This window comes from Chryseobacterium koreense CCUG 49689 (assembly GCF_001045435.1).
Classification (GTDB): domain Bacteria; phylum Bacteroidota; class Bacteroidia; order Flavobacteriales; family Weeksellaceae; genus Kaistella; species Kaistella koreensis.
The window spans coordinates 133231-156902 of record NZ_LFNG01000002.1 but is presented as its reverse complement, the minus strand read 5'-3'; the positions used below and the strand labels follow the sequence as shown (position 1 = coordinate 156902).

23 protein-coding genes and 2 pseudogenes are annotated in these 23672 nt (G+C 39.7%); 1 reads left to right on the top strand and 24 read right to left on the bottom strand.

Annotated features, from left to right (window positions below):
- Positions 1-489 precede the first annotated feature (489 nt).
- Positions 490-1071 (top strand): DUF417 family protein, encoded by a 582-nt coding sequence (locus ACM44_RS01935; protein WP_048498441.1) that lies wholly within the window; start codon positions 490-492, stop codon positions 1069-1071.
- Between the two features lie 93 nt (positions 1072-1164).
- Here ACM44_RS01935 and ACM44_RS01930 read toward each other — a convergent pair whose 3' ends face one another.
- The 24 genes and pseudogenes from ACM44_RS01930 to ACM44_RS01815 form a co-directional block, all read right to left on the bottom strand.
- Positions 1165-2262: a pseudouridine synthase gene (locus ACM44_RS01930; protein ID WP_241477124.1), complete on the bottom strand. Its 1098-nt coding sequence runs from the start codon at positions 2260-2262 to the stop codon at positions 1165-1167.
- A 202-nt stretch (positions 2263-2464) separates the two neighbouring features.
- Positions 2465-3409, bottom strand: coding sequence for a geranylgeranylglycerol-phosphate geranylgeranyltransferase (locus ACM44_RS01925; RefSeq protein WP_048498439.1), 945 nt, complete (start codon positions 3407-3409; stop codon positions 2465-2467).
- A gap of 103 nt (positions 3410-3512) precedes the next feature.
- Complete coding sequence (locus ACM44_RS01920) at positions 3513-4439, bottom strand: mevalonate kinase family protein (protein WP_048498433.1); 927 nt, start codon at positions 4437-4439, stop codon at positions 3513-3515.
- Between the two features lie 214 nt (positions 4440-4653).
- A complete protein-coding gene (locus tag ACM44_RS01915) occupies positions 4654-4950 on the bottom strand; it encodes a type II toxin-antitoxin system RelE/ParE family toxin (protein WP_048498432.1) in 297 nt (98 codons plus the stop codon).
- Positions 4926-5159, bottom strand: a complete 234-nt coding sequence (locus ACM44_RS01910) for a hypothetical protein (RefSeq protein ID WP_048498431.1) — start codon at positions 5157-5159, stop codon at positions 4926-4928. The genes ACM44_RS01915 and ACM44_RS01910 overlap by 25 nt, the downstream gene beginning before the upstream one ends.
- A 57-nt stretch (positions 5160-5216) precedes the next feature.
- Positions 5217-6701: pseudogene (locus tag ACM44_RS01905) on the bottom strand (MFS transporter).
- 49 nt (positions 6702-6750) lie between these two features.
- The gene (locus ACM44_RS01900) at positions 6751-7140 is read right to left on the bottom strand and encodes a four helix bundle protein (RefSeq protein WP_048498430.1); all 390 of its coding nucleotides are present in this window, start codon (positions 7138-7140) and stop codon (positions 6751-6753) included.
- Between the two features lie 52 nt (positions 7141-7192).
- A complete protein-coding gene (locus tag ACM44_RS01895; protein ID WP_048498429.1) occupies positions 7193-8371 on the bottom strand; it encodes an acetyl-CoA C-acyltransferase in 1179 nt (392 codons plus the stop codon).
- A gap of 323 nt (positions 8372-8694) precedes the next feature.
- Positions 8695-8931 carry a hypothetical protein gene (locus ACM44_RS01890; protein ID WP_048498428.1) on the bottom strand — a complete coding sequence of 79 codons (237 nt, stop codon included), beginning with the start codon at positions 8929-8931 and terminating at the stop codon, positions 8695-8697.
- 88 nt (positions 8932-9019) lie between these two features.
- Positions 9020-10279, bottom strand: coding sequence for a nucleoside permease (locus ACM44_RS01885; protein ID WP_048498427.1), 1260 nt, complete (start codon positions 10277-10279; stop codon positions 9020-9022).
- A 15-nt stretch (positions 10280-10294) separates the two neighbouring features.
- Positions 10295-10891: a bifunctional nuclease family protein gene (locus tag ACM44_RS01880; protein ID WP_048498426.1), complete on the bottom strand. Its 597-nt coding sequence runs from the start codon at positions 10889-10891 to the stop codon at positions 10295-10297.
- A 126-nt stretch (positions 10892-11017) separates the two neighbouring features.
- Complete coding sequence (locus ACM44_RS01875) at positions 11018-12400, bottom strand: sensor histidine kinase (RefSeq protein ID WP_083993616.1); 1383 nt, start codon at positions 12398-12400, stop codon at positions 11018-11020.
- 451 nt (positions 12401-12851) lie between these two features.
- A complete protein-coding gene (locus ACM44_RS01870) occupies positions 12852-13799 on the bottom strand; it encodes an electron transfer flavoprotein subunit alpha/FixB family protein (protein ID WP_048498424.1) in 948 nt (315 codons plus the stop codon).
- A 62-nt stretch (positions 13800-13861) separates the two neighbouring features.
- On the bottom strand, positions 13862-14608 hold the full coding sequence (locus tag ACM44_RS01865; RefSeq protein ID WP_048498423.1) for an electron transfer flavoprotein subunit beta/FixA family protein: 747 nt from the start codon (positions 14606-14608) through the stop codon (positions 13862-13864).
- Positions 14609-14857: 249 nt separating this feature from the next.
- A complete protein-coding gene (locus tag ACM44_RS01860; RefSeq protein ID WP_048498422.1) occupies positions 14858-15571 on the bottom strand; it encodes an SDR family oxidoreductase in 714 nt (237 codons plus the stop codon).
- A gap of 73 nt (positions 15572-15644) precedes the next feature.
- On the bottom strand, positions 15645-17024 hold the full coding sequence (locus tag ACM44_RS01855) for a dipeptidase (RefSeq protein WP_048498421.1): 1380 nt from the start codon (positions 17022-17024) through the stop codon (positions 15645-15647).
- Between the two features lie 230 nt (positions 17025-17254).
- Positions 17255-17608 carry a four helix bundle protein gene (locus ACM44_RS01850; RefSeq protein ID WP_048498420.1) on the bottom strand — a complete coding sequence of 118 codons (354 nt, stop codon included), beginning with the start codon at positions 17606-17608 and terminating at the stop codon, positions 17255-17257.
- A gap of 284 nt (positions 17609-17892) precedes the next feature.
- Complete coding sequence (locus ACM44_RS01845) at positions 17893-18147, bottom strand: hypothetical protein (RefSeq protein WP_048498419.1); 255 nt, start codon at positions 18145-18147, stop codon at positions 17893-17895.
- A 74-nt stretch (positions 18148-18221) separates the two neighbouring features.
- Positions 18222-19364 carry a class I SAM-dependent methyltransferase gene (locus tag ACM44_RS01840; RefSeq protein ID WP_221247256.1) on the bottom strand — a complete coding sequence of 381 codons (1143 nt, stop codon included), beginning with the start codon at positions 19362-19364 and terminating at the stop codon, positions 18222-18224.
- 150 nt (positions 19365-19514) lie between these two features.
- Positions 19515-20681 carry a methylmalonyl-CoA mutase family protein gene (locus tag ACM44_RS01835; protein WP_048498417.1) on the bottom strand — a complete coding sequence of 389 codons (1167 nt, stop codon included), beginning with the start codon at positions 20679-20681 and terminating at the stop codon, positions 19515-19517.
- Between the two features lie 106 nt (positions 20682-20787).
- On the bottom strand, positions 20788-21141 hold the full coding sequence (locus tag ACM44_RS01830; RefSeq protein ID WP_048498416.1) for an FtsB family cell division protein: 354 nt from the start codon (positions 21139-21141) through the stop codon (positions 20788-20790).
- Positions 21125-21781 (bottom strand): annotated as a pseudogene (gene udk / locus ACM44_RS01825) (uridine kinase); the annotation flags it as partial. The gene ACM44_RS01830 and the pseudogene udk, both read right to left, overlap by 17 nt.
- A 54-nt stretch (positions 21782-21835) precedes the next feature.
- The gene (locus ACM44_RS01820; protein ID WP_048498414.1) at positions 21836-22456 is read right to left on the bottom strand and encodes a SanA/YdcF family protein; all 621 of its coding nucleotides are present in this window, start codon (positions 22454-22456) and stop codon (positions 21836-21838) included.
- An 81-nt stretch (positions 22457-22537) separates the two neighbouring features.
- Positions 22538-23662 (bottom strand): 2Fe-2S iron-sulfur cluster-binding protein, encoded by a 1125-nt coding sequence (locus ACM44_RS01815; protein WP_048498413.1) that lies wholly within the window; start codon positions 23660-23662, stop codon positions 22538-22540.
- Positions 23663-23672: the final 10 nt, after the last annotated feature.

The window sequence follows — 23672 nt, the reverse complement described above, 5'->3', positions numbered from 1 at the left end:
TGCACGAATGATTTCTTTATAATAATTCAACGCAAAGATTTTAATATTAATCTGCATATTGGAGAAAGCAAAGATTGCGAAAAAGTTCGCTGATGAAGCGTGCTGCAAAACACTGTTTTTTGTGAGAAATATTTCTCTTTGCGAAACACTCGAAAAAGAAATACTCGCAAATGGCCAAACAAAGATTTATAAATATTTTAAACAAAGGCGCTATCGCTTATTGACGATAGACAAAGATTTTTTTACAGCATTTGAGATTAAGTTTGATTTTCGATTTTTCTTATCTACAGAAAGGGAAAGTATTTAGTGAAAAAATCCAAATCTGTCTATGCAATGGGCAGATTTTTCCATTTTTTGGGGGTTGGATCAGAAGTATTTTTGCAAAGTTGTTTGAAAGAAAATCTAGAAAGTAAAAAACCGCAACGCTTTGCACAAAGGTTTTCTTTAAGGATTACTTCTGCAAATTGCAAAGCTTTTTTGATGAAAGATATGGAAAAGATTACTCATTTTTTGGCTGGTTCGCAGCGACAATTGATCAATTTTGTAAGAATCGGAATATTCATCGTGATGGCGTGGATTGGCGGTTTAAAGGCTTTTCAGTACGAAGCGGACGGCATTATTCCATTCGTCGCAAACTCGCCCGTGATGAGTTTCATGCTCAATAAAAAGGTAAGCGATGCCGATAATTACAAACTCCACAAAAACAAGGAAGGCGAAGTAGTTCCCGAAAATATCGAATGGCATAAAGCAAACGGCACTTATGTTTTCTCCTATGGTTTGGGAACAGTGATCGTGGTTTTGGGAATTCTGGTTCTGCTCGGAATATGGTTTCCGAAAATCGGGATCTGGGGCGGAATGTTGACTTTCGGAATGTCAATCGTGACGTTGAGTTTCCTTATTACCACACCGGAAACCTGGGTTCCAAATTTAGGCGGAACTGACTTTGGATTTCCGTATTTATCCGCAGCAGGAAGACTCGTCATTAAAGATATAATTATGATGGGAGCGGGTTTGGTGGTAGCATCAGAATCAGCTAAAAGAATAATGAGCAGACGACAAGCGGCTGAATAAGCAATTTAAAATATTTCATAGTTTAGTTTTTTAGTGTTTAATGAAATTTCCCGCTCAAGAGGCGGGAAATTTTAATTCTGAATTCAGGGATCTTTATAGCATCTTCAAATTGTTCACTTCCAAATCCGTCAAGATTCTCCAATAGCCGCGTTTCACGTTCTTTTTGGTCAATCCTGCGAACATCACTCGATCAAGAGACTCCACTTCATAACCTAATTTCTGGAAAATTCTGCGTACCACACGGTTCCAGCCGATGTGGATTTCTATGCCGACTTCGTTCTTCGGTTTTCCGTCGATATAGGAAATGTTGTCCACTTCCGCGACTCCTTCTTCCAGCCGGATTCCTTCCGCAATGGCGTTCAGATCAGCTCTGTCGAGTTTTCTGTCCAAAGTGACGTGGTAGATTTTCTTCATGTTAAACGAAGGATGGGTCAACTTTTTGGTCAAATGTCCATCATTGGTCAAAAGAATGACACCGGTGGTGGTTCTGTCTAACCTTCCTACGGGAAAAAGTCGGTATGGTGAAGCGTTTGCCACCAAATCCATCACCGTTTTTCTGGCTTTTTCATCTTTCGTGGTGGAGATGTACCCTTTCGGTTTGTTCAGTAAAACGTAAACCGGTTTTTCGGGGGTAATTCCCTGTCCGTCAAAAACCACTTTATCCGTTTTCTGAACTTGGTATCCCATTTCGGTGATCACCACTCCATTCACTTGCACCAATCCTTGGGTGATTAATTCATCGGCTTCTCTTCTGGAACAGATTCCGGAATTGGCGATGTATTTGTTCAGACGGATCGTGTCTTTGTGCAAATCCTTATCAATTTTGTTCAGCTTTCTCCTTTGAACAAAAGATTTTGCGCGGTCTTCGTTTTTATCGTCGAATTTATTGAAAGGCTTTTTGGGGCCGAATTTTCGGTCGCCTTTTTCGTATTTATCTCGGGTATCAAAAGATTTGCCGGTTCTCTTTCCTGTTGGTTTTCTTGAAGTTCTTTCGATGGATCTTTCGAAAGATCTTGCTTCAGACTGGGACAAAAGTCTTGGTTCTCTTTTGGCTTTCGGTTCTTTCTTTTCCTCCGAATCTTCAGATTTTCTTGGTCGAGAGGAAGCAGTTCGCGAACTTCCGCCGGAAGGTCTTGCTGGTCTGGAGGAAGAAATTCTCGGTCTTTTCGGTTTTTCGTTGTCTCGGCTCATTTTCTGAAAATTTTTTGCAAAGATAGGGTTTTAGGAATTGCGAAGTACGAAATTAGAAGTTAGAAAATAGACATACGAATTAAAATACGGAAATACGGTTTTTGAAATAAGTTCACCTGCCATTCAAAACTCGGTTCTGCGGTTACTCTTGAGTACTTCCAAACTTCCTCTCGGCAGACAGGTTTCGAATTCTTCCAGATAGTTATCGGGATCGCAATTCGTAATTCGCATTTCGCAATTCGTATTTCTGCTGGATACCATTCGCCAACATTGCGAAAATTCCGATCAGAATCCATACCCGCAAAATATTTAAGTTAATGAAATTGGAATGTTTCGTTTTAAGGAGCACCAAATAAACCGAAAGAATCTGGACGAAAATACTGAAGGCAAAATAATAGCTCAGGATTCCGTGCAAACCCTTTTCGGAGACCACTAACGCCGAAATCAGTTGCGCGAAAATGAGCAGCAGAACGACAATCACATTCGTTACTTTTTTGCCAAAGAAATTCGGAATTGTAGTGTAACCGAAAACTTTGTCTCCATTTTTAGTCAAAGTATCCTTGATGATGTCGATGATTAAAAGCATTAAAAATATATAAACCGCCATCAGAAAAACCTTCATCGAAAAAGTTTGGTAATAAACCAGCATTCCAAAAAATGGATAAAGCGTCAAACTCACAAACGTAATATTGTTCAGGATCAGAATTTTACTCAATTTATGGCTGTAAAACCACATGACAAACTGGTAAATCAGAAAGAAAAGGAAAACCCGCGGCGAGATCAAAAATGCAACGGTGAGCGAAACCGTGTTCAGCAAAAGATAGGCATATAGAAAATATTTCTGCTTGAAGAAAGTCTGCAGCCGGGTTCGGAAAGGTTTTGTGATTCGGTCTTTCTCGCGGTCATAAAACTGGTTGATAATTCCGCCCGCCAAAATGCTGAGAACCGCACAGAAAATAATCCCGTGCACCCTGAAATCAAACACGAAATTCCTGAGACTTTCCTCTTGGTTAAAAAGGAAAAATGTGGAAACATAAAGCGCGAAAGTCAGCAATACCGTCACGAAAACCCTGGCTCCCAAAAGGAAACCCACGAGTTGCGAAATTCTGTAAGCGAAGAGATTGGACCCCTCTCTAAAACCCTCCACGGAGGATGGAGACTTTTTAAGATATTTATTTTCGGGTGAATTCACGCCAATAAGTAAATTAATATTTTAAACCATGAAAAACTATTGGCGATTTTTGGAATGATCAGAATCGGTAAATCACTTCCTTGTTGAAACCCTCCAGCATTTTTTCGGCTTTTTGGTAGTCCTTGGTAAAACCCAAAATATAACCGCCGCCGCCGCTTCCGCAGAGTTTAAGGTAGTAAGCGTTCGTGTCCAGACCTTTTTTCCAGATATTGTTGATGCTTTCCGGAATCATGGGTTTAAAATGTTCGTATGCCCAAATCGAAAGGTTTTTCAGGTTTCGGAACAGCGGATTCATTTCTTTTTTCAGGAATGCGTCGATGCAGGCATTGTTGTAGCGGATGAACTCTTCTTTCAGCGTTTTTCTGAAACCTTCGGTCTTCATTTTTTCAAAGAAAATCTGTACCATCGGTCCTGTTTCGCCTGTCATTCCGGAATCGATTAAGAAAATCGCACCCTTTCCTTCCGCACTTTGTGGAATGGAAACTTTATCTACATTTTCTTTATTTTCAATGAGAATCGGAAGGTTCATGTAGCAGATCAACGGGTCGATCCCCGAACTTTTACCATGGAAGAAACTTTCCATTTCACCGAAAACTTTCTTCAGATCCTTCAGTTCGTCTTTGGAAATCGTTTCTGGTTGAAGTTTGTTCACGGAATATTTCTCAAAAATAGCAGCCACTAATGCGCCGGAACTTCCCACTCCGTAACCTTGCGGAATATTGGAATCGAAGAAAAGTCCCTTTTCAATATCTTTTTGAAATGTAGAAATATCAAGTTGGAATTTTTCCGAAACCGGAAGGTTTTTGAGATAATCCGCGTATTTCTGCAAAGACGAATTCGACTTCTTTTCGAAATCATTCTCCAGATTGGAAAATTTCAGTGTTCCCTTATAGAAACTGTAGGGCAAAGTCAAACCCTGGGAATCTTCGATGATTCCGTATTCGCCGAACAGCAGGATTTTAGCGTAAAATAAAGGATTGGTCATTATAAGATTAACCGCTTGATTTTATGAGGCAAAGATACGGAAAAAATTGTTGCATGGTGCAATGGTTGCGATAGTTGAAATGAATTGAAGCTTAGTCCAGGAATGAAGGACGCTTCGCTTTAAAAGGTATCGGACAAAAATTTATTTTTTTTGATAGACCTCGACTGAACGATATTGCGATAAAATGAGCTGCAACTTGAGAAATCCTTGATTCTTACATTTTAAGGGTTTCTTCCCATTTGTTAAAGCCAAAAACCTTAATCTCCGTTTCGAAGATCTTGAAAACCACACGATATCCCTTGAAAATCATTTCTCTAATATTTTCATCATTGAAAAAAGGAGATTTCTTATAGGCGAAGGGAGTTTGAGCAATCTTCAAAGTTTCCCGGAGTAATTCTATTTCAAATTTTTCTGCAGCGTAGGGTTTGTCTCTCGCAATAAATTTCGTTTGCTTGAATAATTTCTGAAGGAATCTCTTTGAGTATTTTATCTCCTTGATTCTTCCCTCCATTTCTTTAGTTGTTCTATGGCGTCATCGTGATTATAAAACTCGGCATCTTCCCGAACTATATAGTCATAATCCTCTTGAAGTTCTTTTCCAATTTGCGTTGACTTTTCGTCTTTTCCAATAATTTCAAGCTCTTTCTCCGAAAATGTACTAAGCAATTTCAACAACTTTTCTTTGATTAAGATGTCATATTGAATAATTAAAGTTTCCATTATCTGATTGTTTCTTAAGCAAATCTACAAAATCAACCTTAAACATTTCCACGCCATTTAATTCACTTCCTTCTCCTGAATCACTTTCAACTTAACAAACCGAATCAAAACCAGTCCCACAAAGAAAAACAGCGACATCGATAATGCCGAGTAACGCATATTGTGGTATTTCTCGATCATGGTGGCGAAAATGAAGGTTCCTAAAATAATGGCGATTTTCTCGAGCACGTCATAGAAACTGAAATAGGTGGTGTTATCCATTCCGTTTTCAGGAAGCAGTTTGGAATAAGTGGATCGCGACATCGCCTGTAAACCGCCCATCACCAAACCGATGATTCCCGCAATTCCATAGAATTGGTATTCCACATTCGGGTTTTCCTTCTTTAAATAATAAGCCGACAAACAGGCCACAATCCAAAGAATAATCGCAATTGAAATCACATTTTTGTTGCCAATTCTTCGGGAAAGTCGGGAAAAAATCAGCGCACCTACGATTGCAATAATCTGGATTATTAAAAGCGTCATAATCAGTTTTTCTTGCGCCATGTTGATTTCACTTTTCCCGAAAAGTGTCGCCATCAGGAAAATAGTCTGCATCCCGACACTGTAAAAGAAGAAGCCGGAAAGGAAGAATTTCAGGTTTCTGTCCTTGAACAACTTGTTCCCCACCTTGAACAACTCGCGGAAACTCTGCCTGGTAATATCGATATAGAAAGCGATATTGTCTTTCAGGACTTCCCACAAACCTCCCTGTTCTTCATGTTTTTTGAAGATGTTTTTATAGTTCAACAAGACCAGATCTTTCGGCAGCTGGTCTTTCACATTACCAAATTGCGGCAAATATTTGAACGTATATTGAGAAAATCCAAACCACCACGCTCCTGTCAAAAGGAAGGAAATCCTGGTGTAAATTTTTGCCTGTTCTGCGTCTTTAGCCAAAACCTGAATCAGCACCAAACAGATAATCACCAAAATCACCGAACCGATTTAGCCGTAAACATAACCTCTCGCAGAAAGCGCATCCTGTTTGTCCGGAGTTGCGATATCGGGCAAAAATGAGTTATAAAAAACCAAACTCCCCCAAAATCCGACACTCGCCGTAATACTGAACAGCAATCCCAGAAAAACGTTCTGCATCCCGGTAAACATTGCCAATCCCATGCAGGAAGTGGCACCGAGGTAACAGAAAAACTGCAGAAAAGACTTTTTATTCCCAATGGTATCCGCCAATGACGACAAAATCGGCGAAAGCAATACCACAATCAGAAACGAGATCGTCAGCGAATAGCCATAAACCGCGTCCGGTTGGTATTCCGTACCGAAAACATTGATCGTGTAACGTTCCGGAACTTTGATCCATTTTCCGGTTTCCTGCACGAATTCACTCTTCTCCCGTATCGTGGTAAGAATGGAGAAATAAATCGGAAAAATCGTGGAAGTAATGACTAATGAATAAACGGAATTTGCCCAATCATAAAGCGCCCACGCTTTCATTATTTTGGGATTGTTCTTTATTGAATTCTCTTTTGTTTCAGGTTTCATAATTCTGGTTTCAAGTTTCAGGTTTCAAGTTTCAAGTTGAGTCCAGCTCTTATTTGAACTTATTTCCTTTAATTTCGGAATTTTGCAAATAAACAATAAAGTTTTTGATTTTTCCACTGAGGTTCTGATATTCCTCTATGAGCTGCTTTACATCTTCTTCGTGGATATATTCAAAATCAAAAGCACGATACAATTGAGATCTTGTTTCTCCGCAAGAACCTTTTGCAATGGAAAGAAATTGCTTAAACTCACTGTTTCCATCTCTTTCGAAGCCTTCCGCAATATTATCCATCACCGAACCTGAAGATGCTAATATTTGATTTCGAAATTTGAAATCATTATTAAAATTGCTCTTTTTGGAATGTTTAAAAATATTAACACAAAGCTTTCTAGCAGTTTGCCAAATTTCCAAATCCTCAAACCTTTTAATTGTAGCCATAATCTTGAATTTTTAACACATCAACTTGAAACATGAAACATGAAACATGAAACTAAATATTTTCAATGACAATTGCACTTGCGCCACCTCCACCGTTACAAATGGCGGCTGCACCGTATTTTCCGTTGTTTTGTTTGAGCACGTTGATTAAGGTTACGATGATTCTGGATCCTGAACTTCCGAGTGGATGTCCCAAGGAAACCGCACCACCATTGACGTTTACTTTTGAAGCATCCAATCCAAGGATTTTGTTGTTCGCCAAACCTACCACTGCAAACGCTTCGTTGAATTCAAAGAAATCAATGTCTGAAAGTTTTAGGTTTGCTTTTTCCAAAGCGATTGGCAGTGCTTTTGAAGGTGCGGTGGTAAACCATTCCGGTTCCTGTGCAGCGTCTGCGTAGGAAACGATTCTTGCCAAAGGTTTCAAACCAAGTTCCTCCATTTTTTCTCTGGACATCAATACTAATGCTGAAGCACCGTCGTTTAGTGTTGACGCATTTGCTGCTGTTACGGTTCCGTTGTCTTTTTGGAAAACGGTAGGCAAAGTTCCGATGCGCTCGAAGTTGACTGATTTATATTCTTCATCTTCACCGAAAATGATGGGTTCTCCTTTTCTTTGGGGAATTTCTACGGGAACAACCTCTTCTTTGAATTTTCCTTCGCTCCAGGCTTTTGCGGAACGTTGGTAAGATGCTATCGCGAAATTATCTTGGTCTTCTCTGGTGAGTCCATATTCCGCGGCGCATTTTTCAGCGCAAACTCCCATGTGGACTTTATTGTAAACATCGGTCAAACCGTCGAGGACCATTCCGTCCTGCATTTTCACATCGCCTAATTTTGTTGCATTTCTTGCGTGATAGTAGTGCGGAACCGAGGACATATTTTCCATTCCACCGGCAACCACGATTTCCTGGTCTCCGGCTTTAATGGAATTGGCCGCCAACATCACGGACTTCATTCCCGAAGCACAAACTTTATTAACGGTGGTTGATGGAACTTTATTGGGCAAACCTGCTCCCAAAGCTGCTTGGCGAGCGGGCGCCTGTCCTTCTCCTGCCTGAAGAACGTTTCCCATAAAAACTTCCTGAACCAAATTCGGGTCGAGGTTGATTTTATCTAATGCGCCTTTGATTGCGGTGGAACCTAATTTTGTGGCCGGAACGCTTGCCAAACTTCCGAGGAAACTTCCCATGGGTGTTCTTACTGCAGATACGATGAATACTTCTTTCATATTGATTTTAGATTATAATTTAATTATTTGCATTTTCAAATTTCTTACAGATTTAACCTCTCTTTTGGATCTTGTAAATTGTTCCAAAACGATAGTATTTCGATTCTATCGTATTGAACTTCATAAAAGATCAGATACACTTTCTTGACAATTATTCGTGTTTTTTATTACTGCACAGTCTTCCTATTAATTCATTCTTTGAAAGCATTTCATCAGGTTTTCTATTTCTTTCAATAATTTTTCACTGTATAAAACACTTCCATTTCTTTCATTATAAAACGAGAGATTTTCCCTTAGTTCGACTGTGGCTCTAGTTGACCAAATTATTTCTTTTTCAGCCATGATTTCATTTCGCTGAACATTTGCTCATTACTTTGAAAACGACCATTTTCAATATCCGCTCTTCCTTTATCAATGTTTTCTTTCTGAATTTCACTTAATTGGAAAAGCTCTTCTTCAGCAGAATCAAAAAGGATCTGAAGGGCGTTTAAAAACTTCAGATTATTTGAAGATTTAATACGCTCAATCAAACTATTTTTTATTTGAATCACGTTGTCCATTTTAATAAATTTTGTTTAAAAATAGTTGAGCCAAATTACGAAAAAAAACACACCTGATAAAAAGTGTGTTTTGCTTTATAAAAGTTAACTAGTGCTTGATTTCTTGCAATTCCTCCGGATTGTGTTTGTGTTTGAACATGATGGCGAAAAGAATCGCAATCACCAAGGCGTACGCCGCAAAAACCAGCCAGATTTCATGCCACATTTTGTCACCGTTTGGCAGGGTGAAATACTTTTGGATCAACCAACCACTCACCAAACTTCCCATCACTGCCCCAAAACCATTGGTCATCATCATAAACAAACCCTGTGCAGAGGAGCGGATTTTGTAATCAGTAGTGGTTTCCACGAAAAGGGAGCCGGAAATATTGAAAAAGTCAAAAGCCATTCCGTAAACGATGCAGGAAAGAACAATCAGCCCTAATCCGAATCCTACCGGAACTCCGAATGCGAACAGACCAAACCTTAAAACCCATGCAAACATGGAGATCAGCATCACATTTTTGATTCCATATTTCTTTAAAAAGAAAGGAATCGCAAGGATAAAGAGCGTTTCTGAAATCTGGGAAATCGACATGATAATCGTGGAGCGTTTCACCATGAAACTTTCGGCGTATTCCGGGATTTTACCGAAATCTGAAAGGAAAACATCTCCATACATATTGGTCAGCTGAAGCGCCGCTCCCAAAAACATGGAAAACAAAAAGAATAACGCCATTTTGTAGTCTTTAAATAAAGAAAACGCGTTGAATCCTAGTTTTTCAGCCAAAGTTGCATCTTTCGGAATCAGGTTTTGCGGCGGACATTTGGGCAAGGTAAATGCATAAATTCCCAAAATGATCGCAAAAACCGCAGCAATATCAAATTGAAAACCGGAGTCTTTATTTCCGGTGAGGTTGGTGATCCACATCGCCGCGATAAATCCTATGGTTCCCCAGACTCTGATCGGCGGAAATTCTTTTACGACGTCATAGTTATTATTCTTCAGCACATAATAGGCAATGGAATTCGATAGTGAAATCGTGGGCATATAAAACAGCATCGCGATGAGCATTACCCAAAAAAAGTTTTCAGGAGAGGTCACGGAAGGCAGGAAAAACAAAGTGATCCCATAAAGAATATGCAGAATTCCATATAATCTTTCCGCGTTCATCCACCGATCCGCAATAATTCCGGTTAAAGCCGGCATAAAGATGGAGGCGATTCCCAAAGTAGCGAAAACTTTCCCAAATTCTTCCCCACCCCATTGTTTGGTTCCAAACCAGTAAACACCTATGGTGATCAACCACGCTCCCCAAACAAAAAACTGGAGGAATGACAGTACTGTCAATCTAAACTTTAAATTCATATAGTTGCTAAAATATTATTCTATTTTTTTATTTCGTCTCTTGATTTCCTTCTGGAGCTCAAGTGCGGCGTCGAAATCTTCCTCACGGACAGCATCGTCTAGCAGTTTTTGGATTTCTGCATTAGAAAGTGTGGACAGATCGCCTTCTTTTTCTTCTATTTCCGGGGATTCTTCTTCTTTGGACACGTCTTCAAGCTCCAACAAAATCCCGGCTTCGCTTAAAACTTGCTGGGTCGTGTAGATCGGCGCATCAAAACGCACCGCCATTGCTACCGCATCGGAGGTTCTGGCATCCAAAATAAGTTCGTTTTTGGTCTCTTTATGCTGAAAATTGAGATTAGAGAAAAAAACACCATCCACGATTTGATAGATGATTACGGAAGTGAGCTCAAAGTTTGCAGAAGTTACAAATTTGCTGAACAGATCATGAGTGAGCGGACGGGGCGGATGAATGTCTTTCTCCAGACCCAGCGAAATGGATTGTGCCTCGAAATTACCGATTACTATGGGAAGTTTCACGTTGGTTTCTTCATGTTCCAAAAGGAGCGCGTATGCACCGGATTGCGTTTGGCTATAGGAAATTCCGCGTATGATTAATCTTTTATAATCCATAACTACAAATATACTTTAATTTTTAAATTTTGAATTTGAATTTTGATTTTTTTTGACCGGATGGAACAAAAATCAGGGGAGTAGATCCCCGTCAGCATTGGAATGATTTTTTGGATAGCCAATATCCTACAAAAAATTCCCGTGATCGGGGACTTGGTCGGTATTGATCTCGATGATAAACTTGCTTCCGCCTTGGCTATTTTCTTTGATGAACTTCGCATTCAGGAACTTGATCCTGGAATCGATATTGCTTAAGCCAATGCCTTTTGAAATCGTGTCCCTGGAAAAACCCTTGCCATTATCCTCCATAATAATCCTCATGTTTGGCTTCTCAAAATAAATTTCCAAGCTCCCTTCAGTTGCATGGGCGTGTTTCAGCATATTGTTCATCAATTCCTGTATAATTCGGTAAACATGGATCTGAACCGTTTTGCTCAAATCCGGTTTTTCACCAATGCAGGAAAAGGTAAACTTCATTCCAAAATTCTTTTCAATTTTTTGGCAGAAATTTTCCAGGGTGCCGATCAATCCGTAATTGAGAATTGAAGATGGCGACAGGTTGTGTGAAATTTCCCGGATTTGTTCATAAGAATTATCGATGATTTTGGACACCTCGTCAATCACTTCCCTGTTCTTTTGGGAAGCTTCCTCTTTATTGAAGACAGAGAGCTGGAACTTAATCGCCGTAAGATCACCGGCAATTCCATCGTGCAGTTCTTCGGCCATTCTCTTTCGCTCCCTTTCTTCGCCCTGCAGCAAACCCTGAAACCGGCTGATTTGCTGCTGATGTTTATGTCTGGTAACTTCTGTGCGGACTTTATCCCTTTCCTCATTGAAGACTTTCACTTTAAAGGCGAGTCCCAAACTGAAAAAAATAGTCTCCAGAATAGTTCCAATGTAGAAATACACAATCGGATTTTCCATGTTTAAGGAAGAAATACGGCTGCCCGCAAAAGCAATTAGTGAAAAGACCACAAAAATACTGGCTCCTGTGAGGAAAAAATATTTGTGTGCCGCAGAATGTTTCATGGCAAGATAAACTGAAGGCAAGAAAACAGCCAACATCACCGGAATATAGATGAAGGTAAAAAGGCTTAGATAAAATGGGTAATCACCGATAAAAAAGGAAACGACCGCAAAAATAAAGAAGGCTATGGCAAGACTTTTCAGAATCTTGACAACCGTGGTAAAGAACTTTTTGGTATGCCTTTGCAAATCCAAAAAATACAGCGCAAAAATCGTGTAGAAATTACAAAACCCAATTTGGAAATACAGGCAAAGTATCGCCACAAAAACCTTGGCATTTTTATCGCCCAAAAAACTGGCCACAAAATCTTCTAATGCGTAATAATTTGCGTCAAGTCTGGTTAAGACATACACCAGCAAAAAAATATTGTAAAAAGAATAAAATTTGAAGCTTTTATACCTTAAAAAAAGATAAAGAACGCCGCTCACAATGATAAACAGCAGCTGAAACGAAATTGACATGCTCCAAATAAATTCGGACATTTTTTGAATTATTAGTTTTAAAATATATAGTAAAAGTAGTGATTTTTCGAATCAGGCTATTTTTTTTCAAGCTTTTTTTGCATAAATATTCCATCCAGATGCAAAATTTCGGGACGGTTTATTGATCCCGTTTCTGGAAGGAGTTTTCCAAACAGGGATTCAGCCAGTAACCATGAACATCAATTTGGGACGATATTTCGGTTTGACCATTTTACCGGTTTTCATCCTGCGGAAATCTCAAAAACCAATTGTTCAATAAAGCCATAAAAAGTCCCACCTGATGATTCCGAAAAAACCAATTCATCACTGAAGGGCGGAAAGAACCGGTTCTATGATGGTTTACGATCTTTAAATGCAAAATTTATTTTATTGAAAATCAATGGAAAAAAACAAAAAAAACCGCCTCAGAATTGAGGCAGCTTCTTCTATATACTTAAGTTGCTCTTTCGATTTATCCTTTCAATGCTTTGATTTTTTCGGTTAAAGCAGGGATGATTTGGAACGCGTCTCCCACCACTCCGTAATCTGCCGATTTAAAGAAAGGAGCTTCAGGATCGCTGTTGATCACCACGATGGTTTTGGAAGAGTTCACTCCTGCCAAATGCTGAATGGCGCCTGAAATCCCGACTGCCACATAAAGATTCGGGGAAATTGCTTTTCCGGTTTGTCCAACGTGTTCAGAGTGAGGCCTCCAACCGATATCGGAAACCGGTTTGGAACAGGCGGTTGCCGCTCCCAAAACATTTGCCAGATCCTCGATCATTCCCCAATTTTCAGGCCCCTTCATTCCGCGTCCCGCAGAAACCACAATTTCAGCTTCTTTCAAATCGAGTTTCCCGGAACTTTGTTCGTGGGAAATCACTTTGGTGTCATCATTGACCACCGAAAGATTTTTTACTTCCTCGGTACCGGAAACCGGATTTTCCTTGGCTCCGAATGCATTCTGAGAAACCGTAAGAATCACGTTTGGGGCATCAGCTTTTGCATGCATAAAACCTTTTCCGGAAAAAGCTCTTCTTTTTACCTGGAATGGAGAAAGGTTTTCAGGAGTTTCCAGCACATTGGTGATGAGCGATGCACCGGTAGAAATGGCCAACATCGGCGCTACCGAAGACGCATCTGTGGTATGAGGAAAAACCACGATGTTACCATGGGCTACTTCGCTGATTGCTTTTGCGTAAGCTTTTGCGCTGAATTGTTTTAAGCCGTCATCTTTAATGTTGATGACATTTGATGCTCCATATTTAAACAGTAAATCTGAAGAATCGGTGGGGTTCACGGAAATTGCGGTTACAATATCTCCTGCCTTGTCTGCGATAGATTTGGCGTAGGAAACAGCTTCAAAAGCTGCTTTTTTGTAAACTCCGTTGATATTTTCTGCATATACGAATATCATAATTAAATATTTGTTTGAGGTTTAAAATTGTTTCAAGCCGGTCTGTAGACAGGTCATTTTGTACTTTAAATAACTTTGGCTTCTTCATGAAGCAATCTCACCAGTTCATCAAGGTTGTCTGCGGAAACCATTTTTACGGCAGCTCTTGCCGGAACAGAGTCATAAGAAACTCCCTCTACTTTTACTTCTGTGGAAGTGGGTTCCTGAACTTGAAGAGGCTTGGTTCTTGCAGACATGATTCCCCTCATATTCGGGATGATCAGATCTTTTTCATCTACCATTCCTTTTTGGCCTGCAATCACTGCCGGAAGCTTTACAGAGATGGTTTCTTTTCCGCCTTCGATTTCCCGAACTGCGGTGGCTTCATTTCCATTCACCTCCAAACCGACGCACGCATTAACAAAAGGCTGGTCCAAAAGTTGCGCAACCATTCCCGGAACCGATCCTCCATTATAATCGATGGATTCTTTTCCGCAAAGAGTTAAGTCATAACCGCCATTTTTGGCGATTGCCGCAATTTCTTTAGCCGTAGAATAACTGTCTTTTGGTTCAATATTTACTCTCACCGCATCGTTTGCGCCGATGGCCAAGGCTTTTCTGATCACAGATTCTGTGGAAGAATCTCCCACGTTTACCACGGTCACGGTGGCTCCCTGCGATTCCTGAAGTTTAATGGCTTTTGTCAAAGCAAATTCATCCAGCGGATTGATCACCCACTGAATTCCGTTTTTGTCGAATGCAGATTTGTCTGCCGTAAAATTAATTTTGGAAGTAGTGTCCGGAACACTACTGATGCAAACTAATATTTTCATTTATTTTTGATATTTAATGATGTTAATTTCTCCCAAAAACCAGCGCGACTTAGAAATTCCTCATCCATGGTGAAAATTTTCTTTGATTTATTTTCGCCAAAAAACCCTTTTAAATAAAGATTTCTTAGATGATTCCACTCTTCCTATTGATTTTTGCTAAGATAAATAAAAAATATATTATGCATGCATAGTATTTATATAAATTTCTATTTCACACATAATTAACTTGAAACGAATCCTTCGGGGCAACTAAAATTTATTCGGTTGCGGCTTCGCCGGTCTTACCTCGATCTTGCTTGGCAAACTTCTCGGATTCATCTTGATGATATCCACAATCAATTCTCCGATGTCTTCGGGTTGAATTTTCCAGGAATCGCTTTCCGTCGGTTCATGGTCATTAAAATGACTGGAAACCGAACCCGGCATGATGGTGGAGACCTTGATTCCGTATTTCCTTAAATCGAGCATTGCGGCCTGTGAAAATCCCACCGCACCAAATTTAGAGGCATTGTAACCGGAACCTTTTTCAAAGAAATTGGTCCCCGCGAGACTGGAAATCGAAATGAAATAACCCTCAGATTTTTTAAGTTCATCCACCGCAGCTTTCATCGTGTGAAAAAGTCCCGAAAGATTGGTCTCAATCATGGAGTTCCAATCTTCCATCGTCAATTCATCAACCGGTTTAAAAATTCCGACTCCTGCGTTGGCCACTACATAATCGAGTCTTCCGAATTTCTGCACAATTTGCGAGACCGCATTTTTCTCATCTTCAAAATTTCTGACATCAGATGAAATTCCCAAAACTTGCGAATCATCATTTGACAATAGTTTTGCAGCTTTTTCTGCATCTTCTTTATTTCTCCCCGAAAAGGCAACTTTCACTCCATTTCGCAGTAAAACTTCAGCCACTCCGAAACCAATCCCTTTGGTTCCGCCGGTAATGTATGCTACTTTATTTTCCATTTTTAAATTATTTGTCCTAAAATTACAAAAAATGCCCCAAAATTGGGACATTTCCTAAAGTCTTTATCTATCGTTATTTTGCATAATTCTCAAAAAACAGCGGAATACTTTCAATCCCTTTGTAGAAATTGAACAAACCATAATGTTCATTTGGCGAGTGGATCGCATCTGAATCCAAACCAAATCCCATCAACACCGATTTTGCTCCCAAAACCTGCTCGAACATTGCGGTAATCGGAATGCTGCCACCACTTCTGTACGGAAGCACTTCTTTGCCGAAAGCAGTTTCCATGGCTTTTTTCGCCGCCAAAAATTCTTTGGTGTCGCTTGGCAAAACATAAGGCATTCCGCCATGATGCGGAGTCACTTTCACCTTCACGTTTGCAGGAGCGATTTTTTCAAAATAGCTGGTGAATTTCTCGGTGATTTCTTCGGGAGTTTGATAAGGAACCAGACGCATAGAAATCTTGGCAAATGCTTTCGAAGGAATCACTGTTTTTGCACCTTCGCCGGTATAGCCGCCCCAGATTCCGTTGCAGTCCAAAGTCGGACGAATCGAAGTTCTTTCTAAAGTGGTGTATCCTTTTTCGCCTTCCACTCCATTCAAGCCGATGGATTTTTTGAAACCTTCGGGATCATCTTTCAACTTGTTCATTTCTGCTCTTTCCGCATCGGAAACCACGTCCACATTATCATAAAACCCGTCGATGGTGATATGTCCGTCTTCATCAATCAGTTTTGCGATCATCCTGCTCAACACGTGAATGGGATTCGGAACCGCACCTCCATAAAGTCCTGAGTGAAGATCACGGTTAGGACCCTCCACTTCCACTTCCACATAACTCAGTCCGCGCAAACCTGTTGTGACAGTAGGTTGCTCGTTGGAATAAATATGGGTGTCGGAAATCAGAATCACGTCGCAGGAAAGTTTTTCTTTGTGCTCATTCACGAAAACGCCCAGGTTTTCTGAACCCACTTCTTCTTCACCTTCGATGATGAACTTCACGTTACAAGGTAACGCATTGGTTTTCATCATGGCTTCAAATGCCTTCAAATGCATGAAAAACTGGCCTTTGTCATCAGCGGAACCTCTGGCGAAAATCGCGCCTTCCGGATGCAGTTCAGTTTTCTTGATCACCGGTTCAAATGGCGGACTGGTCCACAATTCGAGCGGATCCGCCGGTTGCACATCATAATGTCCGTAAACCAAAACCGTCGGCAAATCTTTATTGGTGATTTTCTCGCCATAAACGATTGGGTTTCCTTTTGTGGGGCAAACCTCTACTTGGTCAGCTCCTGCATTTTTCAGGTGTTTTGCCACTTCGTCGGCACATTTCAACACTTCATTTTTATAAGCCGGATCGGCAGAAATGGAAGCAATTTTAAGTAATTCAAAAAGTTCATCCACGAATCGCTGTTTGTTTTCCTGGATGTAGTTTAGGGTTTCTTGCATTATTTTTTGTTTTTTGAGAACTTAGAGAAAAGAGAAAAGAGCATAGACTTCCAGTATTAATTTGGTTTTATCAAACAGCTGGGTTTTTCTCTTTCTTCTTTTTCTAAGTTCTAATTAAGTACTATTTTTATTGTTAAAGAAGTTTGTGAGTAATGTAAAGATTACAAAAATCGCACTTCCCTAAGAAACTGATCTAGCGGGTGAGTCCACTACTTCCTTTATTCTAATTTCTAAATTAACGTTTTTTGAAATCCCGTTACCATTTTCTGAAGCTCAATAATTTGGTTTTCAATAATTTCATAATCATTAATTTCTATAAAATTCCTTCGAGCAGAAATGATAACTTGCGTCTGCATTTCATAAAGAGAACCTTGCCCAATTTCAAGAAATCTGTTAAAATCTTTGTTGGAGCTCCTACTGGAACCTTCCGCGATGTTGGAAGGAACAGAAACCGCACATCGCCTAAGTTGTGATTTCAAACCAAATTCCTCCGATTTTGGAAAATTTTCTGTTGTTTCATAAATATCGACCGCCAAATCTATCGACCTTTTCCAGATGTTCAAATTCTTAAAATTGTGTTTCATGATTATTGTTTTTAAGGTAAATTTTTAAGCCTGAAGGAAAATGAAAGTAACATATAGAACAAGAATCTTCTATGAAGGTTGACCATCTTTCTGGCAGATGTCCCAAAAAAAACCAGCCTTTTGTAAGTCTATCCTCTATCTTCTATCTTCTATCCTCTATCCTCTATCCTCTATCCTCTATCCTCTATCCTCTCCTCCTTGTAAAAATAAAAAAAAATGTCCCGCGAAAACAAGACATTTCATGTATTGATGAAACAAAGAAAACTTTGAACATTGGTAATGTCCTATTTTGCTTTTACCGTATCGGCTTTCATGTTTACTTCCTTGATTTCTGCGGTTGCCGCTGAATCCTTCACTGCTCCGGGAGCAGAAGTTTCCGCATTTGCTTTGAAGGCATCCGGATTGGAACCGATTTCAATATCGCTGTATCTTTCACCACCTTGTTCCATTTTGATGACACCTTTGTTTGATCCTGCCTGGATTTTTTTGCAGCTGATGGCAAAACTCGCCAAAGCAATTCCCAATACAATTTTCTTCATATCTAAATTTCGATTTTATTTGAATTTCAAAAGATTGCCCAAAAGTAAGAAATATTACGATTTATGCCAAAAGTTTAAAGCGATTTCAAGATAACTTTTCCTCTTTCAGATTGCGTGAAAATCAAATACCGGTTTCCACCGTCAGAAATCCTGTACTTTTTCTTGATTTCATCTGGGCTTAACGGGTGATTCTTTGAAATAATATTATACTTCTCCCCTTTTTTGATTTCTTTGGAATCAATGGTTCTAATTTCTAAAACTCTACCTGGAAAATTTTCGACCTTTTTGCGGGAGGTATAAAAATGGGTGTTCGGATGAAGTTTCCTTAAAGCAAATTTGCAGGAGACCAAATTAAAAGCACCCGACTTCAACACCGCATTATTTGGAATATAGAGAAAATCCAACGGTTCGGAAAATTCCGATGCTGCAGATTTTTCTTCTTTAAACTTGAAGTTGAAAACCGAATCCTCGCTCTCCAAATTGATGCAGGAAATTTCCACATCCTCGTTTCTAAGGTCTTTCTCAATGAAAACCAATAATTCCTTCACCTCATTTTTCACTGCGATGATTTCGATTCTTGAAATATTTCCCAAAGCCGAAATCAAATAAGAAATATCGATCAATGGCGAAAGTTTGATGATGATTTTGTCCGAAATCTCCAGAAGTTTTTCCTGTATCTCCAACAAATTGGGCGACAAATCTTCGAGCAGGAATTTCTTGTTTTTGTGTTCGTCGCGTCTTGCGGGATCCAGATAAACCAAATCGAACTTTTCATGATTTTGAGTTAAAAAATCCTCCAAATTTTCACGTACGAAATTCGCTTTTCTGCCTAAAATCCCCCAATTATGCTTGACTATTTCGAGCAGATCCAGATTTTGTTCCACAAGTGTAATTTCCTCAAAATTTCTTGAAAGAAAATACGCATCTATTCCGAAACCCGAAGTTAAATCGAGGAACTTTTGTCCTTTCAGATTCTGTGACTTAAATTCAGCGGTAGATTGCGATGAAGCCTGTTCCAGATTAAGATTCGGCGGAAAAATGATTCCTTCTCTTAATAAAAACGGGAACTTCTTTTCGGCGACTTTTCTGCCTTTGATCTGCTGCACGATTTCCTGCATCGAAACTTCCTGAAAGGGTGATTTCTTCAACAACAAAGAATGCAAATCGGTTTTCAGATTGGCATGGATGAAGTTTTGGATTTCTTTGCTTAAAATCAACACAACTTTTCAGTTTTTGAGTACAATTTGAATTGCCACGAATGCAGGAATTTTTCGCTTAATTAAGCATCAAGCACAAATAGGGTCGCGGCAAAATGGGTGAAAAAAGGTGAGACAAATAAGTAACAAACACGATTGCATTCGCAGCAATCATTCAAACATTTGCGCCAAACGAACCGGTTTGATTTCCTTTTCCGAATACATTTCTTCCACAGTTTTCGTCGGCTCCAGTTTCGGGTAAAGATTCACGCCGATGAGTTTTAGTTTTCCTTCTTGCACCCATTTTTGTTCCAGAACAGCGTGTTCATATATTTTTTTCTGCACCAAACCGGTTTTCAGCATTTCGCAGTAACCTCCAGCTGCCTCGATTTCGAGGAAGAGTTTCCATGACTTTTCCGCGAATTGCTGGGTGATATTTTCAATGTAATAACTTCCGTTTCCGGCATCGTCAAATACATTGATGATGCTTTCATAAGCCAGCACAATCTGTTGCTTAAAAGAGATTTCTTCGGACAGCGCATCCGAATTTTCTATTTTAAAATCGTTGGTAAATACGGCATCCGCTCCACCAATCATCGCGGCAGAAAGTTCCAGCGTTGAACGGATCAGATTATTTTCCGCATCATTTTTGGATTTGTTTCTTAATGAAGTTTCCGCAAAAATGTACGGGATTTCATCAAGTCCGAATTCTTTGGAAAGCTGGTTGAAAAGGAGTTTAAATGCCCTTACTTTTGCAATTTCGAAGAAATAGTTTCCACCGATCGCAAACCTGAAAATCAGTTTTTTCAAAATATCCGCACCGAAAATTTCGGTCAAATCTTTGGTTTTTGCCAATGCAATTCCCAACTGCTGGTAAATTGCCGCACCTGAATTCTGGTGAAGAGAAACATCCACGCAAAGGTTTCGTGAAAAATCTTTGGCTAATAGTTCTTTGCCGAGTTGTACTTTGATTTCCCCCTTGGAATCGTCTGAAAAAATGTCGATTAATGAAAAATAGCGGTCGCTTTCATTCGGAGAAATATGTTCCGCCAAATCCTTATTGTTCACAAAAATTACCTTTTCCTCCAGGTCTTCCACATTTTCGTCCAATAAAAAAGCGAAAACGTTTTCCTGCAAATCCTCGTGATATTTGGCGACCAATTGGGTGGATTCCTCCACTTTCGGCAAATTCCTCAAAGGTCTCGAAACCGAATCGTAGTATGGCTTCACCTCTATTCCTTCCAGATTTTCTTTGGAAAGTAGGGAATAGATATCTTCGGTTTTCAGTTGCTTTTTAACTAAATTTTCCCAATCGGAAAGCGAGGTTTTGGTAAACATGGCAATTGGTTTGTTTGATTTAATTTGAATGGTTCTGCAATAGTTCGAATTTGTCGAGCGCTCTTAATTCCAGACCACTAAAACACTGTTTCGTGCAACCAGTTGGTTATTTGGCTCCTTTCAGCGACGCAGAGTCCACCACGAGAATGAAGATTTCCTCATTGGGCTTTTTCATGAAATAATTTTCCCGGGCAAACTTTTCTTTTTCTGATTTGTCGTTCATCAGCTTTTTGTAGAAATCGTCGTTCTTTTTATATTCTGATTTATAATAGGCCAGTTGCGCCTCATATTTTTTGATTTCGCCATTTAATTCGTTCACCACCAAAAAAGAGGTGCTGTCAAAGAAGATCATCCACACCAAAAACAGTACGATCGTCACCGAATATTTGTTCAAAAGATAATTCTGGATGAACTTGAAAGAAGGCGACTTCGGTTTGATTTCCTTAATTAACGCTTTCATTTTTTGCGGGTTTTTTTAAAGTATTGTTGATCACGGTGGAAAGAAAATCAATGGCCACGGTATTTTGCTTCATGTTTGGCACAATCAGGTCTGCCTCATTTTTTGAAGGCTCTATGAATTCCTGATGCATCGGTTTCAGGGTGGTTTGGTATCGGTGAAGAACCTCCTGCAAATCCCTTCCCCTTTCCTGGGTATCTCTGCGAATCCTCCTAATCAGTCTTTCGTCTGAATCTGCATGGACAAAGACTTTTAAATCATATTCCTTTAAAAGTTCCTTATTCGTCAAAACCAAGATCCCTTCCACAATCAAAACGCTTTTTGGTTCCACCGTCACATGATCTCCCGTTCTGGAATGGGTCACGAAAGAGTAAAGCGGCTGCTCGATGCTTTCATTATTTTTCAACATTTTCACATGCTGAATTAAAAGGTCAAAGTCAATTGATTTGGGATGGTCGTAATTCAGCTGCTCTCTTTCAGCTAATGTAAGATGCTGATTATCATGATAATAATTATCCTGAGACAGCACATTCACTCCTTCTGCATTCAGTTGCTGAAGAATCTTATTAACCACTGTGGTTTTTCCGGAGCCGGTACCGCCTGCAATTCCGATGACGAGCATAAATTTACTTTTCGACAAAGATAAGGTTTTGACGGAATTACTTTATATTTTTTAAAGCTAAATATCGAGGTAAAATCAGCTGTGCTGTTCGATGTTTAAGACAAAATAAATCACCGCGACCACTCTGGCCAAAAATTCCCGGGATTGATTGCGATAGTAACTCCGGTTGGATAAAACATCCTGAGCATCGAAACCGAGCGCATTCATGTCACTGTTTCTGGCATAAAAAAGTGCTCGCAAATTGTGGAATCCCTGCGAAACAATGATCACATCATTCTGCTTGAAAACTTCTTTACAATTCTTGATGCTGAGCTGCGTTTTAAAACCATTCGGATCTTCTGTGATGATTTCTTCGGGGACGCCTTCTTCATAGACCAGGTAATTTTTCATGGCTTTAGGCTCATCATAGCCGGAACTTTTTTCGCCACTGACAATAATTCGTTTCACTTTTCCGTGATGGTAAAGAAGCGCCGCCGCATCCATTCTGGAAACAAAATACGGATTAGAGATTCCGGACTTCATTTTTGGTGAAGTTCCCAAGACCAGTGCAGTTTCTCGTGGTGGAATCTTAGAAATTTTAGTATAAGTTCTACCATTGGTCAAAGCAAAAACCCAGACATTTGCCAAAATCATCAGCAAGATCGCAATTTCAACGAGGTTGAAAAAAGTTTTTAATAGGTCGAGGATCTTTTTCATTCATTTAGTGTCTAAAAGTATGGACCGCCTTTGCTACGACGGAGGAATCTTTTGAATTTAAAAGACGTTCTCTTCGTACTTTTAAATCAAGTCAAAATTAACTTTTAATTTCTTACTTAAAACCACAGACATGCAAGCCAAAATTTTACCGGCTTTCTCTTCTTTTTGGGTCAGGTATTCATTTTCCAACAGCTCCACCTCGCCTTCCTCCAAAACACATTCGCAACTGCCACATATACCTGATTTGCAAGAATATGGAACCGGATACTTCTGAATCAGCAACTGCTGCAGCAAGCGCATTTTGTTATTTTTCAAGGTGGTTTTGTACTCCTTATCGAAAAGTTTGAACTCCACCTCGATGTCCTCCATCATTGGAAACTCCTTTTCTTGTGGATAAATATCGTCATTGTATTCTTCAAAAAGCTCGAAATGGATGTTCTTTTTCGGAATCCCATGATGGAAACATGCGTTTGCAAGCGATTTGATCATTTCGCCTTTGCCACAAATCAAAACCTCATCCACAGAATCCCAAAGCGTGGATTCTTCGTCTGTATCGTCAATCATCATGAGTTGGTTAATGATCAGTCCGACTTTTTTCTCATCCAGCCTTCCTTCTAAAAAAGCATTTCCTACTTTTTCACGAGAGTAGAAATAATGGACATGAAAACGTGATTTGTGCTGTTCCGCCAGTTCATCGATTTCTTTTTTAAAGGGAACTCCGTCGCGGGTCTTGTTTCCGTAAAACAGAAAAAGTCTTGTTCTGGGCTCATGATGAAGAATATTTTTGAAATGGCTCAAAATCGGGGTAATTCCAATTCCACCCGCAAAACCAATGATGGTGCGAAACTCGTCTGGTTTGGAAACCAGCGTGAATCTTCCTTTCGGTGTGGAAACTTCCACAAAATCACCAATCTCGAAATCATGGAACAAATCCTTTGTGGAGCTTTCTTCCTGATTAATCTTGATTCCCAAAGAGAGGTTCTTCTCAAAAGGTGCGGATGTCATGGAAAAATCATTATAATACATCTCACCTTTTGAAGGATATTTCAGCGTGACGTATTGCCCCGCTTCAAACTTAAACTGGGACTTCAGATTCTTTGGAATCTCAAATTCCAATGAAAAGGTGTTTTTGGTCAGTTCCTGCTTTTTCGCTAATTTTAGCAGATGAAATTCGGCCTGTTTCTCCTTAGGTAAAAGATTTTCCATATCAATTCAA